Annotated in this window: 19 protein-coding genes, 1 tRNA gene and 1 pseudogene; 10 read left to right on the top strand and 11 right to left on the bottom strand. The window is 38.2% G+C overall.

The features are described from left to right. Window positions 1–13: 13 nt before the first annotated feature. Complete coding sequence (locus tag HGJ18_RS09755) at window positions 14–502, bottom strand: hypothetical protein (protein ID WP_253696181.1); 489 nt, start codon at window positions 500–502, stop codon at window positions 14–16. 112 nt (window positions 503–614) lie between these two features. Here HGJ18_RS09755 and HGJ18_RS09750 point away from each other — a divergent pair. Further along, a tRNA-Ala gene (locus HGJ18_RS09750) sits at window positions 615–687 on the top strand. A gap of 38 nt (window positions 688–725) precedes the next feature. After that, window positions 726–1,760: a PTS sugar transporter subunit IIC gene (locus HGJ18_RS09745; RefSeq protein WP_253696180.1), complete on the top strand. Its 1,035-nt coding sequence runs from the start codon at window positions 726–728 to the stop codon at window positions 1,758–1,760. A 123-nt stretch (window positions 1,761–1,883) separates the two neighbouring features. Here HGJ18_RS09745 and HGJ18_RS09740 read toward each other — a convergent pair whose 3' ends face one another. Then, window positions 1,884–3,956 (bottom strand): sodium-translocating pyrophosphatase, encoded by a 2,073-nt coding sequence (locus tag HGJ18_RS09740; protein ID WP_253696179.1) that lies wholly within the window; start codon window positions 3,954–3,956, stop codon window positions 1,884–1,886. 251 nt (window positions 3,957–4,207) lie between these two features. Here HGJ18_RS09740 and HGJ18_RS09735 point away from each other — a divergent pair, with 251 nt between their 5' ends. The 7 genes from HGJ18_RS09735 (at window position 4,208) to HGJ18_RS09705 (ending at window position 11,670) form a co-directional block, all read left to right on the top strand. Beyond that, the gene (locus HGJ18_RS09735; protein WP_002669897.1) at window positions 4,208–4,942 is read left to right on the top strand and encodes a DUF5058 family protein; all 735 of its coding nucleotides are present in this window, start codon (window positions 4,208–4,210) and stop codon (window positions 4,940–4,942) included. Between the two features lie 11 nt (window positions 4,943–4,953). Beyond that, the gene (locus tag HGJ18_RS09730; RefSeq protein WP_253696178.1) at window positions 4,954–5,625 is read left to right on the top strand and encodes a hypothetical protein; all 672 of its coding nucleotides are present in this window, start codon (window positions 4,954–4,956) and stop codon (window positions 5,623–5,625) included. Window positions 5,626–5,636: 11 nt separating this feature from the next. Further along, a complete protein-coding gene (locus HGJ18_RS09725) occupies window positions 5,637–6,809 on the top strand; it encodes a M20 metallopeptidase family protein (protein ID WP_253696177.1) in 1,173 nt (390 codons plus the stop codon). Between the two features lie 142 nt (window positions 6,810–6,951). After that, a complete protein-coding gene (locus HGJ18_RS09720) occupies window positions 6,952–7,650 on the top strand; it encodes a response regulator transcription factor (protein ID WP_253696176.1) in 699 nt (232 codons plus the stop codon). Further along, a complete protein-coding gene (locus HGJ18_RS09715; RefSeq protein ID WP_253696175.1) occupies window positions 7,628–8,722 on the top strand; it encodes a sensor histidine kinase in 1,095 nt (364 codons plus the stop codon). Before HGJ18_RS09720 ends, HGJ18_RS09715 begins: the two co-directional genes overlap by 23 nt. A 111-nt stretch (window positions 8,723–8,833) precedes the next feature. Then, window positions 8,834–9,595 carry an ABC transporter ATP-binding protein gene (locus HGJ18_RS09710; RefSeq protein ID WP_253696174.1) on the top strand — a complete coding sequence of 254 codons (762 nt, stop codon included), beginning with the start codon at window positions 8,834–8,836 and terminating at the stop codon, window positions 9,593–9,595. 29 nt (window positions 9,596–9,624) lie between these two features. Continuing rightward, window positions 9,625–11,670: an FtsX-like permease family protein gene (locus HGJ18_RS09705; protein ID WP_253696173.1), complete on the top strand. Its 2,046-nt coding sequence runs from the start codon at window positions 9,625–9,627 to the stop codon at window positions 11,668–11,670. Window positions 11,671–11,710: 40 nt separating this feature from the next. Here the strand turns inward: HGJ18_RS09705 and HGJ18_RS09700 are convergent, their stop codons facing one another. From HGJ18_RS09700 to HGJ18_RS09665, 8 genes and pseudogenes are all read right to left on the bottom strand, one after another. Further along, window positions 11,711–12,223 carry a ClbS/DfsB family four-helix bundle protein gene (locus HGJ18_RS09700; RefSeq protein ID WP_253696172.1) on the bottom strand — a complete coding sequence of 171 codons (513 nt, stop codon included), beginning with the start codon at window positions 12,221–12,223 and terminating at the stop codon, window positions 11,711–11,713. A 76-nt stretch (window positions 12,224–12,299) separates the two neighbouring features. Continuing rightward, window positions 12,300–13,205 carry a helix-turn-helix transcriptional regulator gene (locus HGJ18_RS09695; RefSeq protein WP_002669905.1) on the bottom strand — a complete coding sequence of 302 codons (906 nt, stop codon included), beginning with the start codon at window positions 13,203–13,205 and terminating at the stop codon, window positions 12,300–12,302. Window positions 13,206–13,258: 53 nt separating this feature from the next. After that, window positions 13,259–13,654, bottom strand: a complete 396-nt coding sequence (locus HGJ18_RS09690; RefSeq protein WP_002672336.1) for a PIN domain-containing protein — start codon at window positions 13,652–13,654, stop codon at window positions 13,259–13,261. Continuing rightward, a complete protein-coding gene (locus HGJ18_RS09685; RefSeq protein ID WP_002672335.1) occupies window positions 13,651–13,866 on the bottom strand; it encodes a hypothetical protein in 216 nt (71 codons plus the stop codon). Before HGJ18_RS09685 ends, HGJ18_RS09690 begins: the two co-directional genes overlap by 4 nt. A gap of 234 nt (window positions 13,867–14,100) precedes the next feature. Further along, window positions 14,101–14,523 (bottom strand): type II toxin-antitoxin system VapC family toxin, encoded by a 423-nt coding sequence (locus tag HGJ18_RS09680; RefSeq protein ID WP_253696171.1) that lies wholly within the window; start codon window positions 14,521–14,523, stop codon window positions 14,101–14,103. After that, complete coding sequence (locus HGJ18_RS09675; RefSeq protein WP_253696170.1) at window positions 14,507–14,785, bottom strand: FitA-like ribbon-helix-helix domain-containing protein; 279 nt, start codon at window positions 14,783–14,785, stop codon at window positions 14,507–14,509. The genes HGJ18_RS09680 and HGJ18_RS09675 overlap by 17 nt, the downstream gene beginning before the upstream one ends. A gap of 114 nt (window positions 14,786–14,899) precedes the next feature. After that, window positions 14,900–15,162, bottom strand: a pseudogene (locus HGJ18_RS09670) (Txe/YoeB family addiction module toxin). Window positions 15,163–15,166: 4 nt separating this feature from the next. Next, complete coding sequence (locus tag HGJ18_RS09665; RefSeq protein WP_253696169.1) at window positions 15,167–15,424, bottom strand: type II toxin-antitoxin system RelB/DinJ family antitoxin; 258 nt, start codon at window positions 15,422–15,424, stop codon at window positions 15,167–15,169. A 366-nt stretch (window positions 15,425–15,790) separates the two neighbouring features. On the opposite strand from HGJ18_RS09665, the gene HGJ18_RS09660 reads away from it, so the two are divergent. Then, on the top strand, window positions 15,791–17,059 hold the full coding sequence (locus HGJ18_RS09660; RefSeq protein ID WP_253696168.1) for an OmpA family protein: 1,269 nt from the start codon (window positions 15,791–15,793) through the stop codon (window positions 17,057–17,059). Between the two features lie 93 nt (window positions 17,060–17,152). Here the strand turns inward: HGJ18_RS09660 and nifJ are convergent, their stop codons facing one another. Beyond that, a complete protein-coding gene (gene nifJ / locus HGJ18_RS09655; protein ID WP_253696167.1) occupies window positions 17,153–20,713 on the bottom strand; it encodes a pyruvate:ferredoxin (flavodoxin) oxidoreductase in 3,561 nt (1,186 codons plus the stop codon). Window positions 20,714–20,760 lie beyond the last annotated feature (47 nt).

Below are 20,760 nucleotides of genomic sequence, written 5' to 3'. Positions count from 1 at the left end.
AGTAAAAGCTATCTTACAGTCTTATAAACCGGAGTAAAAGCTCGCCTTCTTTAGAATAAAATTTTATTTCACTTTTAGTTATTTCAATCTTGTCGGTATTTATTAAATTCCTTTCAAAAGAAGAATCAAAGGATTTACCTATCGTGTTTGAAGGGTCTATAAGTTTTTTTCCGGTTATTTGAAACTTAAAATGGCTGCCTTTTTTCTGCTTCCATGTTCCTTCATAGTTTGTTATACCTGTTGTGGCCTGAAACTTTCCGTTATAAAAAAAATTAATACGGGAGCTTGTCAAATTTGCATCAAGCTGTACATAAAGGCCGTTTTCAAAATAGCAGCCTGCCAAGCGCCAAACCCTTTCTGTCAGGTATTCATCGAAGTGTCCCTCAATACTGTCTTGTTCTTTTAATGTTTTTTTTCCGGCAGCTGTATTAAATGTTTCACATGACAAGGTAAAGGTAAGAAAAATCGTAATAAAGAATAAAAAATATAGATTTCTTTTCATAACTATTATTCTACGTAAAAAATTTGAAAAAAACAAGATACCTGATTGCTTTTTTTTTTCATTTGATGTAACATCACACAACGGTGTTTGTGAGAATCTTATTTACAGCTTTGGGGAATTAGCTCAGTTGGTAGAGCGATTGGTTCGCAATCAATAGGTCGTGGGTTCGATTCCCATATTCTCCATTATTTTTTCCGTTAAATATTTTCCGGGAGCATTTTAAATGAACAACTCTTTTAAAAACTTTTTGACTAAGAAGAATATCGAAATATCGGCTAGGCGTTATTTTATTGATGCTATGAGTGCGATGGCCATGGGGCTTTTTTCTTCTCTCTTGGTAGGTACGATTTTAAACAGCATAGGGCTTAAACTTAATATTCCCTTTTTAACAAAAACCGTCTGGCCGATTTGCCGAGATATGACGGGAGCTGCAATCGGTATAGCAATAGCCCATGCTTTAAAAGCCCACACCTTTGTGCTTTTTTCGGCAACTATAGTAGGTTTTGCAGGAAACAAGCTTGGCGGGCCTGTAGGTGCCTTTATCGCAACCATAATCAGCACCGAGCTGGGAAAGGCCGTCTCCCGCGAAACAAAGATAGATCTTATAGTTACCCCTATGGTAACTATTATTTCCGGTACTATAATTGCCGCCTTGGTAGGGCCGGGAATGTCCTCTTTTATGACATGGCTCGGAAAAATCATTATGGAAGCCACTACCCTCCAGCCGTTTTGGATGGGAGTTACGGTTTCTGTGCTGGTCGGTGTTATTCTGACCCTGCCCATAAGCAGTGCTGCCATCTGTATGATGCTTTCCCTTGCAGGACTTGCAGGAGGAGCTGCAACAGTCGGCTGTGCCGCTCAAATGATAGGTTTCGCGGTTATGAGCTATCGGGATAACGGCCTTGGAGGAAGTTTTGCTGTCGGCATAGGAACAAGTATGCTCCACATGCCCAACATAATCAAAAATCCTAAGATATGGATTCCCCCTACCTTGACGGCGGCTGTTTTAGGCCCCTTGGCTACCATTATTTTTAAAATGGAAAACATACCCCTCGGTTCAGGAATGGGAACCTGCGGCCTTGTCGGTCAAATAGGAACTATCACGGCAATGGAATCTATAGGAAGGGGAGGTTTGAACACGTATTTTGCTATTCTTCTTTTACATTTTATCCTGCCGGCTGTTTTAACATTATTTTTTACTTTTATTTTAAGAAAGATAAATTGGATTAAGGATGGAGATTTAAAGCTGGATCTTTAAAACGTTTTTTATAATAAATTTTACGGGAGAAATCAACAACACTGATAAAAAAAAGACGGCGCAATTATTACGCCGTCTTTTTTTTGTGTTTATCGGATTTCCGTTTACCGGAAATTCAATAACTTATCCCCAGTATATTTTTAACATCGGGGCTATAACCAATGAAACCATTGACATAAGCTTAATCAATATGTTGATGGAGGGGCCGGAAGTATCTTTGAAGGGGTCGCCTACAGTGTCGCCTACAACAGCGGCCTTGTGAGAAGGTGAGCCTTTTCCGCCTGCTATTCCGCCTTCAATCATCTTCTTTGCATTATCCCATGCACCGCCTGCGTTGGACATAAAGACTGCCAATACAACGCCCGATACCGTTACTCCTGTCAAAAGACCGATTAACATTGCGGGGCCTCCTGCAAAGCCTACAAGGATGGGTGTAATAATTGCGGCAATACCGGGGATAACCATTTCTTTTAAAGCGGCCTGAGTACTGATGTCTACACATCTCTTATAATCGGGCTTTTCGGTATTTTCCAAGATGCCGGGGTGCTGTTTAAACTGGCGGCGTACCTCTTCGATCATCTTATGCGCAGCCTTTCCTACAGCTGACATTGTTAGGGCCGAGAACAAGAAGGGGAATACTCCTCCTAAGAGAACACCTACAAGAACATTAATGTTTGTAATATCTACGCTTGCTACGCCGGCCTGCTCTTTAAATGAGGTAAAGAGGATTATGGCTGTTAAGGCAGCTGATCCGATAGCAAAACCCTTACCGATAGCGGCTGTTGTATTTCCTACGGCATCGAGGCTGTCGGTAATATTGCGGACATCTTTGGGGAAGTTTGCCATCTCGGCAAGACCGCCTGCATTGTCGGCTATTGGGCCGTAAGCATCAACTGCAAGCTGGATTCCCAGGGTTACCAACATACCTACAGCAGCTATACCTACACCATAAAGGCCTGCAAGCATAAAGCTCGAAAAGATTGAAGCTCCTATTAAAATCATAACGGGGAAGGCGCTTCTCATACCTACGGCTAAACCTGAAATAATCGTGGTTGCAGCTCCTGTTTCGCAAGCATCTACGATTCCTTTAACGGGCTTTTTTCCTGTACCGGTGTAGAATTCGGTAATGATACCGATTAAAACGCCTGCAGCAAGACCTATTACCGTAGAAGCAAAGACGTGTAAATAACCTTGAGTTCCGTTAAATGTTTCTGTTCCCATAACAAATTTTACGGTAAAGAAAACGAAAATTGTTGCAATGAGAGCGGCACCGAAGGTTCCCGTATTGAGGGCCTTTTGAGGGTTTGAGCCCGGCTTTGCCTTTACAAAGAATGTTCCGATTAAGGAAGCTGCAAGACCTACAACCGAAATGAGCAGAGGTAAAAGCATCATCCTTAATTTTAAAGAAGAATCCGGAGTGTCTACTATTAGACCTAAAATCATGGCTCCTACCAATGAGCCTACAAAGGACTCAAAGAGGTCGGCACCCATACCTGCAACGTCACCTACGTTATCTCCTACGTTGTCTGCAATAGTAGCAGGATTTCGGGGGTCATCTTCGGGGATACCTGCTTCAACCTTTCCTACAAGGTCGGCTCCTACGTCGGCAGCCTTTGTATAAATACCGCCGCCTACACGTGAGAACAGAGCAATAGACGAGGCTCCGAGTGAAAAAGCTGTAGCTAGAGGTAAAACAATATCTTTAAGTACGTTTTCCGTAGTTCCTAGTATTGAAGTAGAGAGAATAAGAACGATAAAAAGACCTATAAATGCAAGTCCTACAACGCTCATTCCCATAACGCTTCCGCCTGAAAACGCTACTTTTAAGGCTCCGTTTAGGCCATTATCCTTAGCAGCCTGTGTTGTGCGTGAGTTGGCTTGTGTTGCAACGCGCATACCTATGTAACCGGCTGACATTGAAGCAAGAGCACCAAGCAAGAATGAAAGAGATTGGAACTTCAGAGCTCCCTTATTTCCTATTGCTAAAAAAACTGCAACTATGGCAATGAAAGGAAGAAGAGTTATATATTCCCTTCTTAAAAAAGCCATAGCTCCATCGGCTATATGGCCTCCAATTTCTTTTAAAGCCTGATCCGAAACCTTTTGTTTATAAATCCATAAGGTTCTTATAAGTGCATAAGCCAGGGCAACAATCCCGCCTCCGAGCACGGCATACAATGCGAGTGAAATACTCATTTTTTCCTCCTGTTGTGTTGTACAACTTGAAATAGATTATACGGTTTTTCCGTCATAATGTTTTTAAACTTAGCATATTTTTGGGAGTTTTTCAAGTAGGGAATTTATTTATATAGAACGGGCTTTTATTTGTGTAAGGTTGTTTTAAATTTTTTTATTTTTTTTGTATTTTTGTTTGGACAAATTTGAAAAAGCATGATAGAATATCCCCTATAAGAGTTGTTTTAAAAATAAAATTTCGGAGGAAATCTATGGACAGTTATTTGAATGTTGCGAACTCTTGGGTTTTATGGCTTTCAGCTTTTCCGTTATTGATTACGGTATTGTTTCAAGCTATAATTTTTAGCAAAAAAGCAAAAGACGCTGCTAAAATCGTCGGCTTAAGTGATGCCGATGTGAGAAAGTCTTTCCGTATCGGTATGACATCTTCTATCGGACCGGTTTTGGGCGTTTTTATCGTAATGCTGGGCCTAATGTCGGTAATAGGCGGCCCTCTTGCATGGATGCGCCTTTCGATTATAGGTGCAGCCTCAACGGAACTTGCAGCGGCACAGATGGCGGCTCAGGCTCAAGGCATTGATTTATCAAGCCCCGATTACGGCTTAATAAATTTTGCAAATGCAACGTGGGTTATGGCGCTAAACGGAAGTGCGTGGCTTTTTATGACAGGTTTATTTTCCGATAAGCTTAATAGCTTATCAAAAAAAATATCGAAAGGGGATCCTGCCAAGCTGGCTATTTTAATGGTTACAGCTATGAGCGGAGCCTTCGGCTTTTTATGCAGTAATGAAATAACAAAAGCTCTTAGATCGGTAAAAGGGAAAAATTATCCGGCTGTTGCTGCTGCCGTATCTGCAGCTCTTCTAATGGTTGTATTTGAAAAACTCGGCAACAAATATCCTAAATTAAAAGAATACAGCTTAGGAATAGTTATGATTCTTGCAATGGTAATTGCAATGGTATTTAAAGACTTAATTTTAAAATAAGGAGAAGCTAAATGAGTGACGAATTATATGAAAAAACTTTTACAAAACCTATAATAAGGTATGGAAGGTTTACAAACCTATTATCCTTGGTTCTTTGCTTTCTGCCTTCAATTCTTGTTTGGGTCGTTTATGGAGTAAAGCCGTCAACACAGGATATATTGACAGGTTGGGGCTTGGCAGCATCCGTATATGCAATCTATGCCGTTGTTGAACCTATCAGTTATTTCCCCATACTCGGCTTACCCGGAACTTATATGTCTTTCCTTTCAGGTAATATTGGAAATGTACGTTTACCTACTTCGGCCGTTACGCAAGAAGCTGTCGGCGTAGAACCCGGTACAAAGAAAGCCGAAATAGTTTCTACCCTCGGTATTGCAGGATCGATAGTTACCAATCTGATAATTGTAACTATTGCAGCGGTAGGAGGAGCTGCCCTAATGAGCATCTTCCCCAAAAAAGTATTGGAAGCCTTTGCCTACGTTTCGCCTGCAATCTTCGGTGCTATGTTCGGAATGTTTGCCGTTAAGAATATAAAATACGGTATCTTTGCTTTTATTTTAGCTATGGCCTTATTAAATCTTGTTAAAATACCGGTATATGTAATGATTCCGGCCTGTGTATTCGGAACGGTAGCTTTCGGTTTTTTAACTTATAAAAAACCTAAGACTGAAGAACAAGCTTAAGGGAGGAAAAGATGGATATATTAAAAAAGGTAAAAGAAATAGAAAAAGACATAATTTCTTGGCGCCGCCATTTGCATCAAAATCCTGAGGTTGGCTTTGAACTTCCTAATACAATAGATTTTGTATGTAAAAAATTGGATGAGTTTGGAATTAAGTATGACAGAAATGCGGCAAAAAGTGCCGTTATAGGTTATATTCACGGTGCAGAAAAAGGAGATGTTATCGCTCTGCGTGCAGACATGGATGCCCTTCCTGTTTGCGAAGCTACCGGACTTGACTTTGCTTCTAAGAATTCCTTTATGCACGCTTGCGGTCATGATGCTCATACTTCGATATTGCTTGGAGCCGCAAAGGTGTTAAACGATTTAAAGGGCAGTTTTAAAGGAACCGTTAAGCTTATCTTCCAGCCTGCGGAAGAACTGGGAACTGGCTCTGTAGACATCTGTGAAAAAGGAATCCTTGATGACGTAAAAGAAATTCTGGGACTTCATGTAGGCTGTATAAGCGATGAGGCAAAACCCGGCGAATTCCTTTTTTCAAAGGGCTCGATGATGGCCTGTATGGATAAATTTTCAATTAAGGTTAAGGGTGTAGGTGCCCATGGTGCTTATCCTTCTCTTTCGATAGACCCTGTTGTAATCGGCTCTCACATAGTTGTCGCCATACAGGAAATCTTAGGCCGAGAGGTACATCCTACGGAGCCGGCTGTAATAACGGTTGGACAATTCCATTCAGGTTCGGCATTCAATATAATTCCGCCTGAAGCTTATCTTGAAGGAACCGTACGGGCCGTAACAAATGAGACGAGGGAATTGATAGCAAAACGGATTGAAGAAGTTGCCTCCAATATTGCAAAAGCTTTTAGAGGTTCAATTGAATACCAATTCTTTAGACAGCCGCCTCCTCTTATAAACGATGCGAAAGTTACGGATAAGGCTATGGGAGCCGCCAAGGAGCTTTTCCCGAATGATGTTAAGCTTATGCAGCGGCCGGTCATGGGAGGAGAAGATTTTGCATGGTACTTAGAAAAAGTTCCGGGTTCATTTATCTTCTTATCGACTCCATCCCCCATTGAAGGAAAAGTCTGGCCTCACCACAATCCCAAATTTGCCTTAGATGAATCGCAGTTTTACAGAGGAGCAGCGCTCTTTGCAGCTTATGTAATGAAGGAGCTTGGTAAATAATTTTAGACCGAGTTAAGGTTTATAAATTTATTAAAAAGCAAATTCTTAAAGCCGTCTTAAACTTTAATGTTTAGGGCGGCTTTTTATATTTACATTAAATATCCTAATATGCTATACTGGTTTTTATAATTCGGGATAAAAAATGAAACAGCTTATAAAAATTTTGATTGTGGAAGATGATAATACTATAGCCTCGGTTTTAAAAAAGAATTTGGAGCAATGGAGCTTTAATGTACGCTGTGCAAAAAATTTCAGCAATATTTTGGAGGAGTTTGAAGACTATAAACCCTCTTTGGTAATAATGGATATAGGGCTTCCGGCATTTAACGGTTATCATTGGTGTTCCGAAATCAGGAATAAGTCTCAAGTCCCTATTATATTTTTATCTTCCCGTAACGATAAGATGGATATTGTAATGGCTATGCAAATGGGAGGCGATGATTATATCGAAAAACCCTTTGATATGGATGTAACCATTGCAAAGATACAGGCCGTTATCAGGCGGACATACCAATTTACCGCTTCGATGAATGAAATCGGCTTTGCCGGGACCGTTTTAAATTTGAGTACGCTCACTCTTGTGTATAATAATAAGACAACCTTGCTGACTGCAAATGAAATTAAAATTTTAAAATGCCTTTATTTGGCTCAAGGCGAATTTGTTTCGAGAGAAAAAATTATGGATGTGCTTTGGCAAAATAATCAGTTTGTGGACGATAATACTCTTTCGGTAAATATAACCCGCTTGCGCAAAAAGCTGGAAAACGCAGGGCTTTTTAATTTTATCGAAAACAAAAAAGGTTTGGGATATAAACTAAATGAACATCACGGAAAACAGTAAATTAAAATTAAGCATAATTATAAAAAGTTTTTTTAAAGATAATTTTTTATTTATATTTGTTCCGTTTCTTTTAATCTTCTTACAAGTGCTTATCTTATATTTAAGTAATGCCGAAACCGGACTCGTATCTTATATAAGCTCATTAAGTATTTCCATTTTGATTATATTCTTTATATTAAAATTTATTTTTTACTATCGTAAAATAAAAAACTATTTTGACCTCGTGGAACAATATGAAGTAAATTCGGAAAGCTCTGATGATGAAAAGTTTGAAAACAGGCTTGATCTTTCTTTATCGCAAATTATTTCGTTAAAAAAGATAAAAAAAATAATCTTGGAAAGAGAAGCTTCCATTTATAAAAACCGGAAAATGCTTACCGATCAAAACGATTATTTTTCTCTTTGGATTCATCAAATAAAAACTCCTATTACTTCTATAAATATTTTATTGCAAAATATGAATTCTTCAAAAGATGAAGTATTTGAAATAAAAAAAGCTCTTTTGAATATAGATAATTATACCCAAATGGCATTGCATTATTTAAAGCTCCAAAGACCGGATAAGGATTTGGATTTTCTTAAGTTTAATTTAAATGAAGTTTTGCAAAACATCTTCCGTAAATACAGAAGTATTTTTATTTATAAAAATATAGAGCTTAATTATAAACCTTGTGATCTAAACATTATAAGCGATCAAGTTCTTTTTGAATTGATGATTGAGCAGATAATTTCCAACAGCCTAAAATATTGCGGCATAGACGGCAAAAGAGGAATTTTAAGCATCTATATTGAAAATCAAAATCCTTCAATCCTTGTAATTGAAGACAATGGAATCGGAATAAGCCCTTCAGACCTCCCCAAAATCTTCGATAAGGGATACTCCGGTTTAAACGGCCGTCTCAGCGAAAAAGCTACAGGCCTCGGCCTCTACCTTGCTCGAGAAATATCCGAAAGGCTCGGCTGCACTCTTACAATAAACTCTCTTCAAGGTGCATGGACTAGGGCAGAGGTTAAACTCGGAACGGAAACCTCAATAGACCTATTCGATAACCCCGTTGTTGAACAGGTTTAATCCTTACAAAAATGTAAGTCAAAAAAACAAAATGTAAGGCTCCGTCAATGCAGGACTTTTAATTTTTTGATAAAATTATTTAAATCGTATGGAGTTTTATGGAGGTGTTTTGTGGAAACATTACTTGATGTTAAAAATATTCAAAAAATTTACAAGTCCCGATTTTCAAAACAGGGAACGGTTGCCTTGCGTGATGTAAGTTTTTCGGTAAAGAAAAATGAATTTACGGCTATTATGGGAGAGTCCGGTTCGGGGAAAACGACCTTGCTTAATTTACTTGCAACCTTGGATAAACCTTCTTCCGGTGAGATATTTTTAAAAGGAGAACCCATATCCAAAATAAAAGGAAAAGATATTTCGGCTTTTAGGCGTAATAAATTAGGCTTTGTGTTTCAAGATTATAATCTCTTGGATCAATTTTCCGTAAAGGATAATATATTACTTCCTCTTGTACTCTCAAATTATCCTATTGATGAGATGAATAAAAGACTTCTTCCTCTTGCTGAAGCTTTGAGGATTTCAAGCCTTCTCGAAAAATACCCTTATGAGATTTCAGGTGGGCAATGTCAAAGGGCTGCTGCTGCAAGGGCTTTTATTACAAAACCTCAACTCATCTTGGCCGATGAACCTACAGGAGCCCTTGATTCAAAATCCTCGGATATGCTTTTAGAAACTTTTTCTCAAATGAATGAGGCCGGGCAGACTATCATAATGGTAACCCATAGTGCACGGGCGGCAAGTTATGCAAAGCGTGTTTTGTTTTTGCGTGATGGAAATATTTATTACGAAATATATAAGGGCGATATGGGACAGGCTATCTTTAGGGAAAGGATCAACGAAGGGCTTTTTATGATGAACAGAATGGATTCGTAAGAGAGAATAAGGTACAGAGAGGAGACTTTATGAAACTTAATTTTTATTTTCAACTTGCCAAAAAAAATATTTCGACGGGAGCAAAAACCTATATTCCATACATTTTCGCCTGCTCACTTTCGATAATGATGTTCTCAATTATGTATACGCTTTCAAAAGAAGCCTTTAGTCAAAATTCAGCCGGTTTAATTACCTTGATGAATTTCGGTGTAATAATAGTTGGTTTCTTTTCAATGATTTTTATCTTTTACGGAAATAAATTTTTGATTAAAAACAGAGTAAAAGAAATAGGACTTTATACCGTTTTAGGACTTGAAAAAAAGCATATTGCAGGAGTTTTATTTTTTGAATTTCTAGCCTGTTATTTTTTGAGTTTATTCTTCGGAGCAATCGGCTCCGCTCTTTTCGGAAAATTATGCTTCTTAATATTGTTTAAGGTAAGCGGTATTCCTTCAAAAATAAATTACAGTCTTTCTTTTAGCTTTTTAAAACCTGCGAGTATCGTATTCTTTTGTTTTTTTACAATAAATTATCTTTATAATTTAAAGAAGATAAGCCTTTTAAATCCCATTCAGCTTTTAACCGAATCAAAGAGCGGAGAAAAAAGATCGAAATATTTACGCTTAAAAACATTTCTTGCTATTCTTTTTATCGGAAGCGGTTATACTCTTTCAGTTTTAAGTATTAATCCCATAGTTGCCTTAAAAACATTTTTACCTGCCGTTCTGCTTGTGATTGCAGGAACCTTTTTCTTTTTTGAAAGTATTACCATTTTTATTTTAAATAAAATAAAGAACCGTAAATCTTATTACAAGCCTGCAAAATTTATTTCCGTTTCTGGAATGATTTATAGGATGGGACAGCATGCAAAGGGCTTGGCAAGTATTTGTATTTTGCTTACGATGATCTTACTTACCCTCGCCTCAGTAACAAGTATTTATATGGTAAGCGAGAAAATCATATCAAAGGCCTTTATACGCAATCATCAATTGAATCGGCTTTTTAAAAAAGACAATGTAGAATTACAAAATAAAGAAAGCTTAATTGCGGACATAAAAGAGATAGGCTTAAAGCATAATATAGAAACAAATGATTTTTTATATGTAAGATATTTTTATGGAATTTCAAATATAAGCGATAATACTCTTTATGAAAATGATGATTCATATTTTTCCCGCAACAATGTTCAGATTATGTTGTGCAGTTTTGAAGATATTAAAAATATTTTCCCTGACGAGCTCTATAAAAAATTATTGACGGACGCTGCAAGTATGAGTGATGATGAGTTTTTTATTTTTTCTAATAAGAAGATTGACTATAAAAAGCCATTACAAATAGGGCAAAAAGAATTTAAACTAAAAAAACTTGAAAGCGAATTTGTTTCTATAATGAATAACTCGCCCTATATTCCGTATTCTCCCTTTCCTTATATAAATTTGATAGCTAAAAATTCTGAAAGCCTTGAGCTTATTAAAAATGAGTTAAACGCATTAAAAGAAAACGCAAGGGCTCGGTTTAAAAATAAAAAACTGCTTGCACTTGAAGAATCCTTGTTTTGGAATACTTCCGCCGATAATCTTAAAACTATTCCTCCAAACTACATTCAAGACATAAAAAAATTGGCAAAGTCTTCGGAGGCAGATTTTTTTTATGATAATAAATTTCAGTCTTATAGAGACAGAAGAGAATTTGACGGAAGCTTTTTATTTTTAGGAGGCTTTTTGAGTCTTATGTTTTTAATATGGCTCATCCTAATTATGTACTTCAAACAGATTGCTGAAGGTGTAGAAGATAGAAAACGCTATCAAATAATGCTAAAAATAGGAATGGACTCTTCTTTAATCAAAAAAGCTTCACACGCCCAGCTTGTCTGGCTCTTTGTGCTGCCTGTTTTGGTTTCGATAGTTCACTGCTTTTTTGCTTCTCCATTGTTCAGCCGGCTCCTATTGGTCTTCGGACTTTTTAACACGACCATTTTTTTTGCCGCCCTGCTTTTAACCGGAGGCTTTACCCTGATTTTATATTTGCTTTTTTATAAGATTACTTTGAATAAGTATAATAAAATTATCCGATAGAGAAAAGGCTGTTCCATTTGGGAACAGCCTTTGTTTGATACTATTTCCCCCGATATTTTTTTAAAGCTTTTTTTATATCCTTGATTGCCCAGTCGTAATGACTGGAAGTAGCGGACACACAGTAACTTCCGAGAGTGGTTGTACCGGTCCAGTTAAAAACAGCTTTTGAAAAAAGTTCCTCGTTTGAAAAGCGCTCGATGAGTTTCATAACTTCTTTATGTGTTTTTTTAAGCATTTTTTCGGCATCGGCATAAGGGGTTCCTTGATGCTTTTTCCAAAACTCAACATTCATTTCAGGATAAGTTTTCCAGTTGTAAGGTTCAGGTAAAAAGGCTGCCAATTTCCCTTTTGTGTTGGACTTGATCCAATTCAGCAAAAGACAGTGCCATTCATAAAGATGAACCAACACATCGCGTACATTTTTATCGCGCTCGTTTGGATTTATATCGGCAGTTCTTTCTTTTTCGGTCATACCGTCAATTAAGTTCCACAGTTTTTCAAACTGCTCATTTGAAGCAAAAATCAAATCTTCTTTTGTTGTAGGTCTCGGCATAGGTTTCTCCCATAAAAATATGTAAACTCATTATAGCACATCAACCTGTCAGAATGTGTCAGGTTTTAAAAAGAATTTAAACTTTTCTATGCTTTTTCATAATTTCTTCTGCAAGTTGGGCGATTTCGGTTTTTAAGTTTTCCGGTTCAAGGATTTCTACTTCGGTGCCGAGCGACAAGATAAAACCGCAGACCCACGAATCAAAGGGGAGAGCTGCATTCAGGGTATATGAGCCGTCGGAATTTTTTGCGATAAGTTCAGGAGGAAATTCATCGTAGAGTCTGTAGGCGGTTTTAGCAGTGCATTTTAATTTAATGTTTGTAAGGGGAGGCGGTGCCGCTTTTTTATCGTCAGGTATTTTGCCGAGCAGGTCTGCACGGTTAAATGTTTTTAAAGTCTTTATAATAGAAAGTATACGGGTTAATCTAAAAAGTCTACATGCGTTTTTTTCTGTACAATAGCATTCGGCATACCAAGCCTTCGATTTATACAAAAGACGTAAGGGGTAGACGGTTCGTTCCGTTTTTTCTCCGTATGAGCTGAGATATTCCAGCTTGACGGCTCTTCTTTCTAAAATTGCATCTTTAAGCGTTTTAAAAAGGTGATGATCGTTTTTGTTGTCCCAGCGGGAATAATCAATCCTGATCCAATCGGCATTTTTTTGAAAGATTGCAGATAAGCGGTTTAAGATAGATTCGGTGTGTATCTCATCTATTGGAGAAAGGCATTGCAGAGCAAGCAGTATTTTCTCCTGTTCTCCTTTTGTCAAAATTGATTTATTGATTGTGTAGCTTTCATCGATAAAAATACCTCCGCCGGTACCCTGCATCGTATACACGGGGATTCCTGCACTGCTTAAAATATCCATGTCGCGATAAATAGTACGAACCGATACGCCGAATTTTTTTGCAAGTTCTTGTGCCGTTGTCTGCTTCCGATTGAGAAGGATAAATACGATTTCAAAAAGTCTTTCCGAGCGCATAGTTAAACTCTTAAAAATTCAGGAAAACGACCACTACAGATATGACCTCCTGCCTAACATTCTTCCTGAATTTCTTCATATAATTTTAGTTTGGGAATAGCAGCCTGCATAAGCTTAAAATGTTTATCATTTGTCCATATTTTGCAATCATATTTTATTCCAAGATATGCAATTATAGCATCTTGAAATGGAACTGTAAGACCTGTTTCTTTGAAGGTAATAAATTGTTTTGCAAGCTCAATCCAATCATTCTCAATAAAATCTAAGTAATAAAAACCGTTTAGTGCTGTTTCGATATGTAAAAATTGCGAATCGGAATTACTTCCTCGTAAAAGTTCTGTTTTAATAACACCGCAAATTGCTATATCGTTTTTCTCAAAAATTTTCTTTACTTTGGCTGTTGGTTTGTTCCAAAAATCTATTATTATATTTGTATCTACTAAAATCATACAAGACTTTTTTCCCGTAGTTCAGTAACGGCATTACAATCTAATTGAATTTTTCCTGCCAAATCAAAAAATGCTTGCTTGCTTTTGACTTCTGTATGCCTAGTTAAAACACTATTTTGCTCCGATTGGAGAAACTTAATAAATACAGAAACAGACATCAAAAGTTGTTCCGGTAGAGTTCGTATTTGCTCAATTAATATATCATAAGACATAATTCCTCCCCCATAAAAACTTTTTGCAAGGATTATCAAATCATGAAAAAAGTTTTTTCAAGTGTGTGCTATAAAAGCACATACATATAATAATACGATGTTTTGTACTCAAAGTACAAAACTCGGTAGATAAACAGTGAGGCTGAATTCCTGCCGAGCTGTTTATCATACCTCCTTGCACACCAAAGCGTATCCAAATAATATTAGCTTAACCGGCATTGCATGTCAAGCGTGTTAATCGGTTGACAGCAATTTAAGCTCTTTTTTCCAGTTTTCCAATTTCAATAATGGAATATTCTCAAAATGCTTTGTGTTATTTGTTACTAAAGTCAAATCGTTGTAAATTGCTGTTGCTGCAATAAATAAATCCATATCTTCTATTCTTATTGCCTTTGCATACAGCTTTGCCTTTATGTCGGCAAATACTTCCATGACATCAGCATTTAATTCTTCGATGGGATAAATTTCGCGAATATGATTTACCTTTATCATATTCTTTTGTTCATTCTGAGACCGCTTTGCACCAAAGACAAGTTCTGCATAAGTAATCATCGAAATAGAAATAGGAATATGCTTGTTTTCTTCAAATTTTGCCAGTACGGTCTTGTCGCCTCGGAGTGCAAAAATTATTATATCAGTATCAATCAAATATGCCATCTAAAACCTCAAATCTTGTTGAATTGATACGGGAATCTCTTATATCATCGATAATTTCTTCTGCTCTTCTTAAATCTTCCCATGAGCCTGCAAGTTTTAAAAATTCCTCTGTAGCATTTTTTGCTTTTACGGGAGCAGAAGTAAAATAATCTTGTAAAATTGTGATAACTTGCTGACTGACTGAGCGGTTATCTCGTTTTGCTGCGAATTTTAATCTGTCATATAAACGATCATCCATATCACGGACTTGTAAAATTGCCATACCATACCTCCAAGTATATTATATAAGATATTGTATGAAAAATCAAGCAAAATTCATTATGCAAACAAATTCGAGAAGATTGGTAATCATTTAATTTTATTGAAGATTCTTTTATCATTTTTCACCATAATGGGTTCTACACTGAATTATTTGTATCATATTATCGACTATTCTATAAACCAATCTATTTTTTTATCTATTCTGCGGCTCCAGAATCCTGACAGATTTCCCTTTAATGGCTCAGGGCTGCCTAAACCATTATGACCATTCCTTTCAATATCTTTAATCAACATATTGATTCTTTTTAGTGTTTTTTTATCTTCTGTTTGCCAATAGACATAATCTATCCATGCATCTTCATCCCATGCTTTAATCATTAGCCTATTCCACTATATCATGCACGATATATTTCCCTTCATTCATTCGTTTAGCAGCAGCATGTAGTTTTTTTTGATTATATTTATTATAAAAACCGCTTTCATCACTTATAATTTTAAATGGTATACCGCCGATTCTCAATGATTGACGAATGAAAATGTTAAATGCAGTTGTCATATTCATTCCTAAACTGTCAAAAAGCTGTTCAGCCTCTTGTTTTACTTCGGAATCCATTCTTATGTTGACATTTATTTGAGCCATAAAACCTCCTAATTTATACATATATTTTATATATAATTATATATAATGTCAATAATTATATATAAGATACAGTAATTTTTGAAATGAGCTATCTTCATTATCAATGTAAGCCGGATTTAGATTGTAGTAGTTATCTATAAAAATAAAAAACCCGACAGGCAAAAGGAGGAGAAAAACCTGTCGGGAAACTGCAAAGGAGGTATATTGAATTGTTTGTTGTCGTTCAACATACACTAAACAAAACTATTTAGGGGCTTTTGGTTACATAAAAATTTAAATTTTTTTTAAAATTTTTGTGTAAAAAGAGCATTTTTTTTGTAAAAAAGTGTTCCTAAAGGTTTATTCTAAAAATACCGATAAGAAAGTGTGAAATACCGTATTTTTAAGAATAATATTTTAAAAAAACTTGTCTTGTTCGTGTTTGTTTTGCTTTTTTCTCTCCTTTTTGCTCAAGAGGGTGAGAAAAACGCCGAATTTCTCTTTAAATTTAAATTTATTGACGATGATGCATATAAAATTCACTCCGTTGTAGATGAAAAGGTCTATGTAAACGGAAAATTTCATCATAAAGCCCAAATTATCAACAGAATTGAGGTAGAAGTCTCGGATATAGAACCCGGAGAAGGCGATAAAACCTCTTCTGCCCTTTTTTCGTGTATGTTTATGACCAGCGAGCAAAATTCCAACAAAACATTTGACTGGTCCCGAAATTACCCAAGCGTTTTTAGGCGGGATGAAGCCGGTTTTTACACTATCGGAGATGAATATTATATGCCTGTGGTACGGAATGTGCCGACTTTTCCAAACTATCCCGTTAACCCCGGCGATACTTGGACCGGCGAAGGCTTCGAAGCCCATGATTTTAGGGATGCATTCGGCATTGAAAAGCCTTTTACCTTTCCGTTCAAGGTTGAATATCAATACATAGGACTTGCAGAAATAGATGGTCAAATATACCGCCACATAACTGCAAGTTATGACTTAAACCACGTTGTTCCTCAAAATGTTCTTAAAAATTATAAGGGAAAAATAGACGTGCCTGTCAAAATTTTAGGAAAATCGAGACAAAACCTATATTGGGATGAAGAAAGAGGAAATCTATATTGCTATAATGAAGAATTTAACATTAAGATGCTCCTTTATTCAGGCTACACCTATGATTTTATAGGGACAGCAAGGGCTAAGGTTATTGAAGTAAAAAAGATAGATACAAGCACTGAAGAAGAAATAAAAAAGAGTGTTGAAGACCTGAACCTTGAAAATACTACTATTGAGAAAACCGATGAAGGCTTAACAATCAGCATTGAAAATATCCAATTTTTGCCTGATTCTGCAATTTTAAGAGATAGTGAAAAAGAAAAAATAAAAAAAATAGGCGAAATTCTTTTAAAATTTCCCGATAGAGAGTTTTTGATCTCAGGGCATACAGCCTTAGCCGGTACCGAAGAAGAAAGGCAAAAGCTTTCTGAGGAAAGGGCCGCTGCCGTAGCTAATTATCTTATAGAGTTGGGCGTTCAAAAAAGGGAACACGTATATACCCGAGGTTTCGGTGCCCGCCGGCCCGTTGCCCCCAATAATTCACCTGAAAATATGGCTAAAAACAGACGTGTCGAAATAACTATCTTGGATAAGTAAAATTTAAAAAAAGCCCCTAAGCGGTTCTTTTGAAAGGAGAGGGGGGAGAGGAAAACTTTTATCCGAAAAAGTTTTTCCTCTCCTCCTTAATTTTTAGAAGGGTCTATCAGCCAAATACTTGTATTCCTGCCACTGCCTCTTAGCCTTAGCAGCAGCCTTATCCAAGAGCATTTGAGCTCTTGCAGGATCGGCATTCTTTAAGGTCTTAAAGCGGACTTCTTTGTACATAAAGTCGGCAAGATTAAAGTCGGGTTCCTTGCTGTCAAGCTGGAATGGGTTTTTGCCCTGCTCGACAAGTCTCGGATCGTATCTGTACAAGGGCCATAAACCGCAAGAAACGGCTTCTTTTTGGTTTGTCATACCCTTTGTCATGTTGATACCGTGGTTGATACAATGACTGTAAGCGATGATAATCGAAGGTCCGTCATAGCTTTCGGCTTCTCGGAAGGCTTTGATTACCTGACTCATGTTTGCACCCATAGAAATATGTGCGACATAGACATAGCCGTAGCTCATGGCCATCATACCCAAGTCTTTTTTGCTTACTTCCTTACCTGAAGCGGCAAATTTTGCAACTGCACCGATAGGTGTAGCTTTTGACATCTGTCCGCCGGTATTCGAGTAAACTTCAGTATCCATTACAAGAACATTGATGTTTTTACCGGAAGCAAGGACGTGATCTAATCCGCCGTATCCGATATCGTATGCCCATCCGTCTCCTCCGAGGATCCAAACGGAGCGTTTGATAAAGTGGTCGGTTAAAGAATCCAATTCCTTAGCCAATTCGTCTCTTGAACCTGCTAACTCTTTTTTAAGCTCTGCTACAAAGGCTCTCTGGTCTTCAATAGCTGCATCATCTTCTTGAGCGTTATTGAGAATCTTGTCGATTACGCCGGCTGCAATACCTTTTGCTTTTGCCTTAGCGGCAACTTCGCGGGCATAAACGGCGAGCTTATCGCTTGTCAACCTCATACCGTAACCGAACTCTGCTGCATCCTCAAACAAGGAGTTAGACCAAGCCGGGCCTCTTCCGTCACATCGTTTTGCATAGGGTGTTGTGGGCAGGTTTCCTCCATAAATTGAAGAACAGCCTGTTGCGTTTGCAATAACGGCTCTGTCTCCGAAAAGCTGTGAAAGGAGCTTTACATAAGGCGTTTCACCGCAGCCTGCACATGCACCTGAGAACTCGAAAAGGGGTCTCTTCATACCGATGCCCTTGGGAACGCTCAAATTAAGCTTCTTTACATCAGGCTCAGGAATATCGTTAAAGAAGAAGTTCCAGTTTGCAACTTCCTGCTTTCTGTGTTCAACAAAGTTTTCCATATTGATGGCTTTAATTTCGGGATTTTCCTTGGACTTTGCAGGACACTGCTGAACGCAAAGACCGCAGCCTGTACAATCTTCCGATGAAACTTGAATTGTAAATTTAGCTCCTTCAAATTCCTTGCCCTTATAATCGCAGGATTTAAAGCCCTGGGGTGCCTTTGCCAAAAGTGAGCTGTCATAAGCCTTCATTCGGATACAGGCATGGGGACAAACCATGACACACTGACCGCACTGAATACAGATGTCGCTCTTCCAGATCGGAATATGTTCTGCGATAGCTCTCTTTTCGTATTGAGTGGTAGCGGTCGGGAAGGTGCCGTCTTCAGGCATTTCGCTGACCTTTATATCATCACCTTTTTGGATGGCAACCTTGCCCAAAACATTCTTTACGAATTCGGGAGCATCGCCTGCGATTGCAGGGTGCATCTTGAGCTTGCTTGTTGCTGTCTTGGGATAATCAACCTTTTCAACTCCCTCAAGAGCCATATCTATTGTCGTAATATTCTTTTGAACGATTTCCGGACCTTTTTTTCCGTAGGACTTTTCAATGAATTTTTTGATTAGATCTACGGCTTCGGCTTCAGGCAAGATTCCGAAGATTTTGAAAAAGGCGGTCTGCATAACAACGTTAATTCGGTTGCCCATTCCGGCTTTTTCTGCAATCTTGATAGCATCGATTACATAGAATTTAGCTTCTTTTTCGATAATCTGCTTTTGAACCTCGACGGGCATATTATCCCATATTTCGTTCTTTCCGTAAGGAGCGTTCAAAAGGAAGGTTCCGCCTTTTTTAAGGCTGTGGAGCATATCATAGGTTTCAAGATAGCTGAACTTATGGCATGCAACGAAGTCCGCATTTGTAATTAAGTAGGGCTTTCGGATTGCGTGTTTTCCGAATCTCAAGTGAGAAATCGTAAAACCGCCCGACTTTTTACTGTCATAGGAGAAGTAGGCTTGCGCCTTATTGTCTGTGGCTTCACCGATAATCTTAATAGAGTTTTTATTGGCACCTACGGTACCGTCTGAACCCAAACCGAAGAACATAGCCTGGTGCATGTCCTTATCTTCAAGTTTAAAGTTGGGGTCATATTTGATGCTGGTATGTGTAACATCATCTTCGATACCTACAGAGAAGTTGGTCTTCTTTTCGCCTTCAAGGTTGTCGAATACGCCCTTAACCATGGCCGGTGTAAATTCTTTTGAACCGAGACCGTAGCGTCCGCCGATGATAACGGGATAATGAGTAAAGGGGCATTTTTTTGCAGCCTGCATTTCGCCGATGGCTGTTCTTACATCTTCGTAGAGGGGTTCACCTAAAGAGCCTGCTTCCTTACATCTGTCGAGAACTGCAATTCCTTTTACTGTGGCAGGAATAGCCTTTACAAAGTGCTCGGCGCTGAAGGGCCTGTAAAGCCTTACTTTAATAACACCGTATTTTCCGCCCTTGGAATTAAGTTCGTCTACCGTTTCTTCAACAGTATCCGCACCTGAACCCATGAGGATTATGATTTGCTCGGCATCCTTTGCTCCGTAGTAGTCATAAAGATGATACTGTCTTCCTGTAAGTTTTGCATACTTATCCATTTGTTTTTGAACAATTTCGGGAGTAGCAAGATAGTATTTATTTACGGCTTCTCTGCCTTGGAAGTAAATATCGGGGTTTTGAGCTGTTCCGCGGAGTTCGGGCTTTTCAGGGGTTAAACCGCGTTTTCGGTGAGCTCGAACAAGCTCATCGCTTACCATTTGGCGCATAATGTCATAAGAAACTTCTTCAATTTTTTGAATTTCGTGAGAAGTTCTAAATCCGTCAAAGAAGTGGAGGAAGGGAACTCTTGCTTCCAATGTGGCTGCATGAGAAATAATGGCAAGGTCCATAACTTCCTGAACCGAGTTGGATGCCAACATAGCCCAACCTGTCTGGCGGCAGGCCATTACGTCCTGATGATCTCCGAAGATTGAAAGAGCACTGCAAGCTACGGCTCGGGCAGCAATGTGAAAAACAGTGCTGGTCAACTCGCCGGCTATTTTGTACATGTTCGGAATCATTAAGAGCAAGCCCTGAGATGCGGTAAAAGTTGAAGAGAGAGCTCCTGTGGTCAAGGCTCCGTGTACTGCGCCTGCAGCACCTCCTTCGGATTGAAGCTCAACAACATCGGGGACAGTACCCCAAATATTTTCTCTTCCGCGGGCTGAATATTCATCAGCGACCTCACCCATCGGACTTGACGGTGTGATCGGGTAAATGGCAATTACCTCGCTTAAGGCGTGGGCAACGTGACCGGCAGCAGTATTACCGTCGATCATTACAAGTTTTTTTTCTTGGCTCATAAAAACCGTCCTTATAAAAGTATTAGGGATTATTCAAGTCTATTACA

The organism is Treponema denticola, assembly GCF_024181405.1.
GTDB lineage: Bacteria > Spirochaetota > Spirochaetia > Treponematales > Treponemataceae > Treponema_B > Treponema_B denticola_D.
This window is presented reverse-complemented; position numbering and strand designations above follow the sequence as displayed.

Excerpts from the sequence above, each read along its gene's own strand:
- HGJ18_RS09735 (WP_002669897.1), top strand. The coding sequence starts at position 4,208 with ATGGACAGTTATTTGAATGTTGCGAACTCTTGGGTTTTATGGCTTTCA.
- HGJ18_RS09680 (WP_253696171.1), bottom strand. The coding sequence starts at position 14,523 with ATGGCATATTTGATTGATACTGATATAATAATTTTTGCACTCCGAGGC.
- HGJ18_RS09755 (WP_253696181.1), bottom strand. The coding sequence starts at position 502 with ATGAAAAGAAATCTATATTTTTTATTCTTTATTACGATTTTTCTTACC.
- HGJ18_RS09675 (WP_253696170.1), bottom strand. The coding sequence starts at position 14,785 with ATGGCAATTTTACAAGTCCGTGATATGGATGATCGTTTATATGACAGA.
- nifJ (WP_253696167.1), bottom strand. The coding sequence starts at position 20,713 with ATGAGCCAAGAAAAAAAACTTGTAATGATCGACGGTAATACTGCTGCC.
- HGJ18_RS09690 (WP_002672336.1), bottom strand. The coding sequence starts at position 13,654 with ATGATTTTAGTAGATACAAATATAATAATAGATTTTTGGAACAAACCA.
- HGJ18_RS09705 (WP_253696173.1), top strand. The coding sequence starts at position 9,625 with ATGAAACTTAATTTTTATTTTCAACTTGCCAAAAAAAATATTTCGACG.
- HGJ18_RS09700 (WP_253696172.1), bottom strand. The coding sequence starts at position 12,223 with ATGCCGAGACCTACAACAAAAGAAGATTTGATTTTTGCTTCAAATGAG.
- HGJ18_RS09685 (WP_002672335.1), bottom strand. The coding sequence starts at position 13,866 with ATGTCTTATGATATATTAATTGAGCAAATACGAACTCTACCGGAACAA.
- HGJ18_RS09715 (WP_253696175.1), top strand. The coding sequence starts at position 7,628 with ATGAACATCACGGAAAACAGTAAATTAAAATTAAGCATAATTATAAAA.
- HGJ18_RS09745 (WP_253696180.1), top strand. The coding sequence starts at position 726 with ATGAACAACTCTTTTAAAAACTTTTTGACTAAGAAGAATATCGAAATA.
- HGJ18_RS09720 (WP_253696176.1), top strand. The coding sequence starts at position 6,952 with ATGAAACAGCTTATAAAAATTTTGATTGTGGAAGATGATAATACTATA.
- HGJ18_RS09740 (WP_253696179.1), bottom strand. The coding sequence starts at position 3,956 with ATGAGTATTTCACTCGCATTGTATGCCGTGCTCGGAGGCGGGATTGTT.
- HGJ18_RS09725 (WP_253696177.1), top strand. The coding sequence starts at position 5,637 with ATGGATATATTAAAAAAGGTAAAAGAAATAGAAAAAGACATAATTTCT.
- HGJ18_RS09730 (WP_253696178.1), top strand. The coding sequence starts at position 4,954 with ATGAGTGACGAATTATATGAAAAAACTTTTACAAAACCTATAATAAGG.
- HGJ18_RS09665 (WP_253696169.1), bottom strand. The coding sequence starts at position 15,424 with ATGGCTCAAATAAATGTCAACATAAGAATGGATTCCGAAGTAAAACAA.
- HGJ18_RS09695 (WP_002669905.1), bottom strand. The coding sequence starts at position 13,205 with ATGCGCTCGGAAAGACTTTTTGAAATCGTATTTATCCTTCTCAATCGG.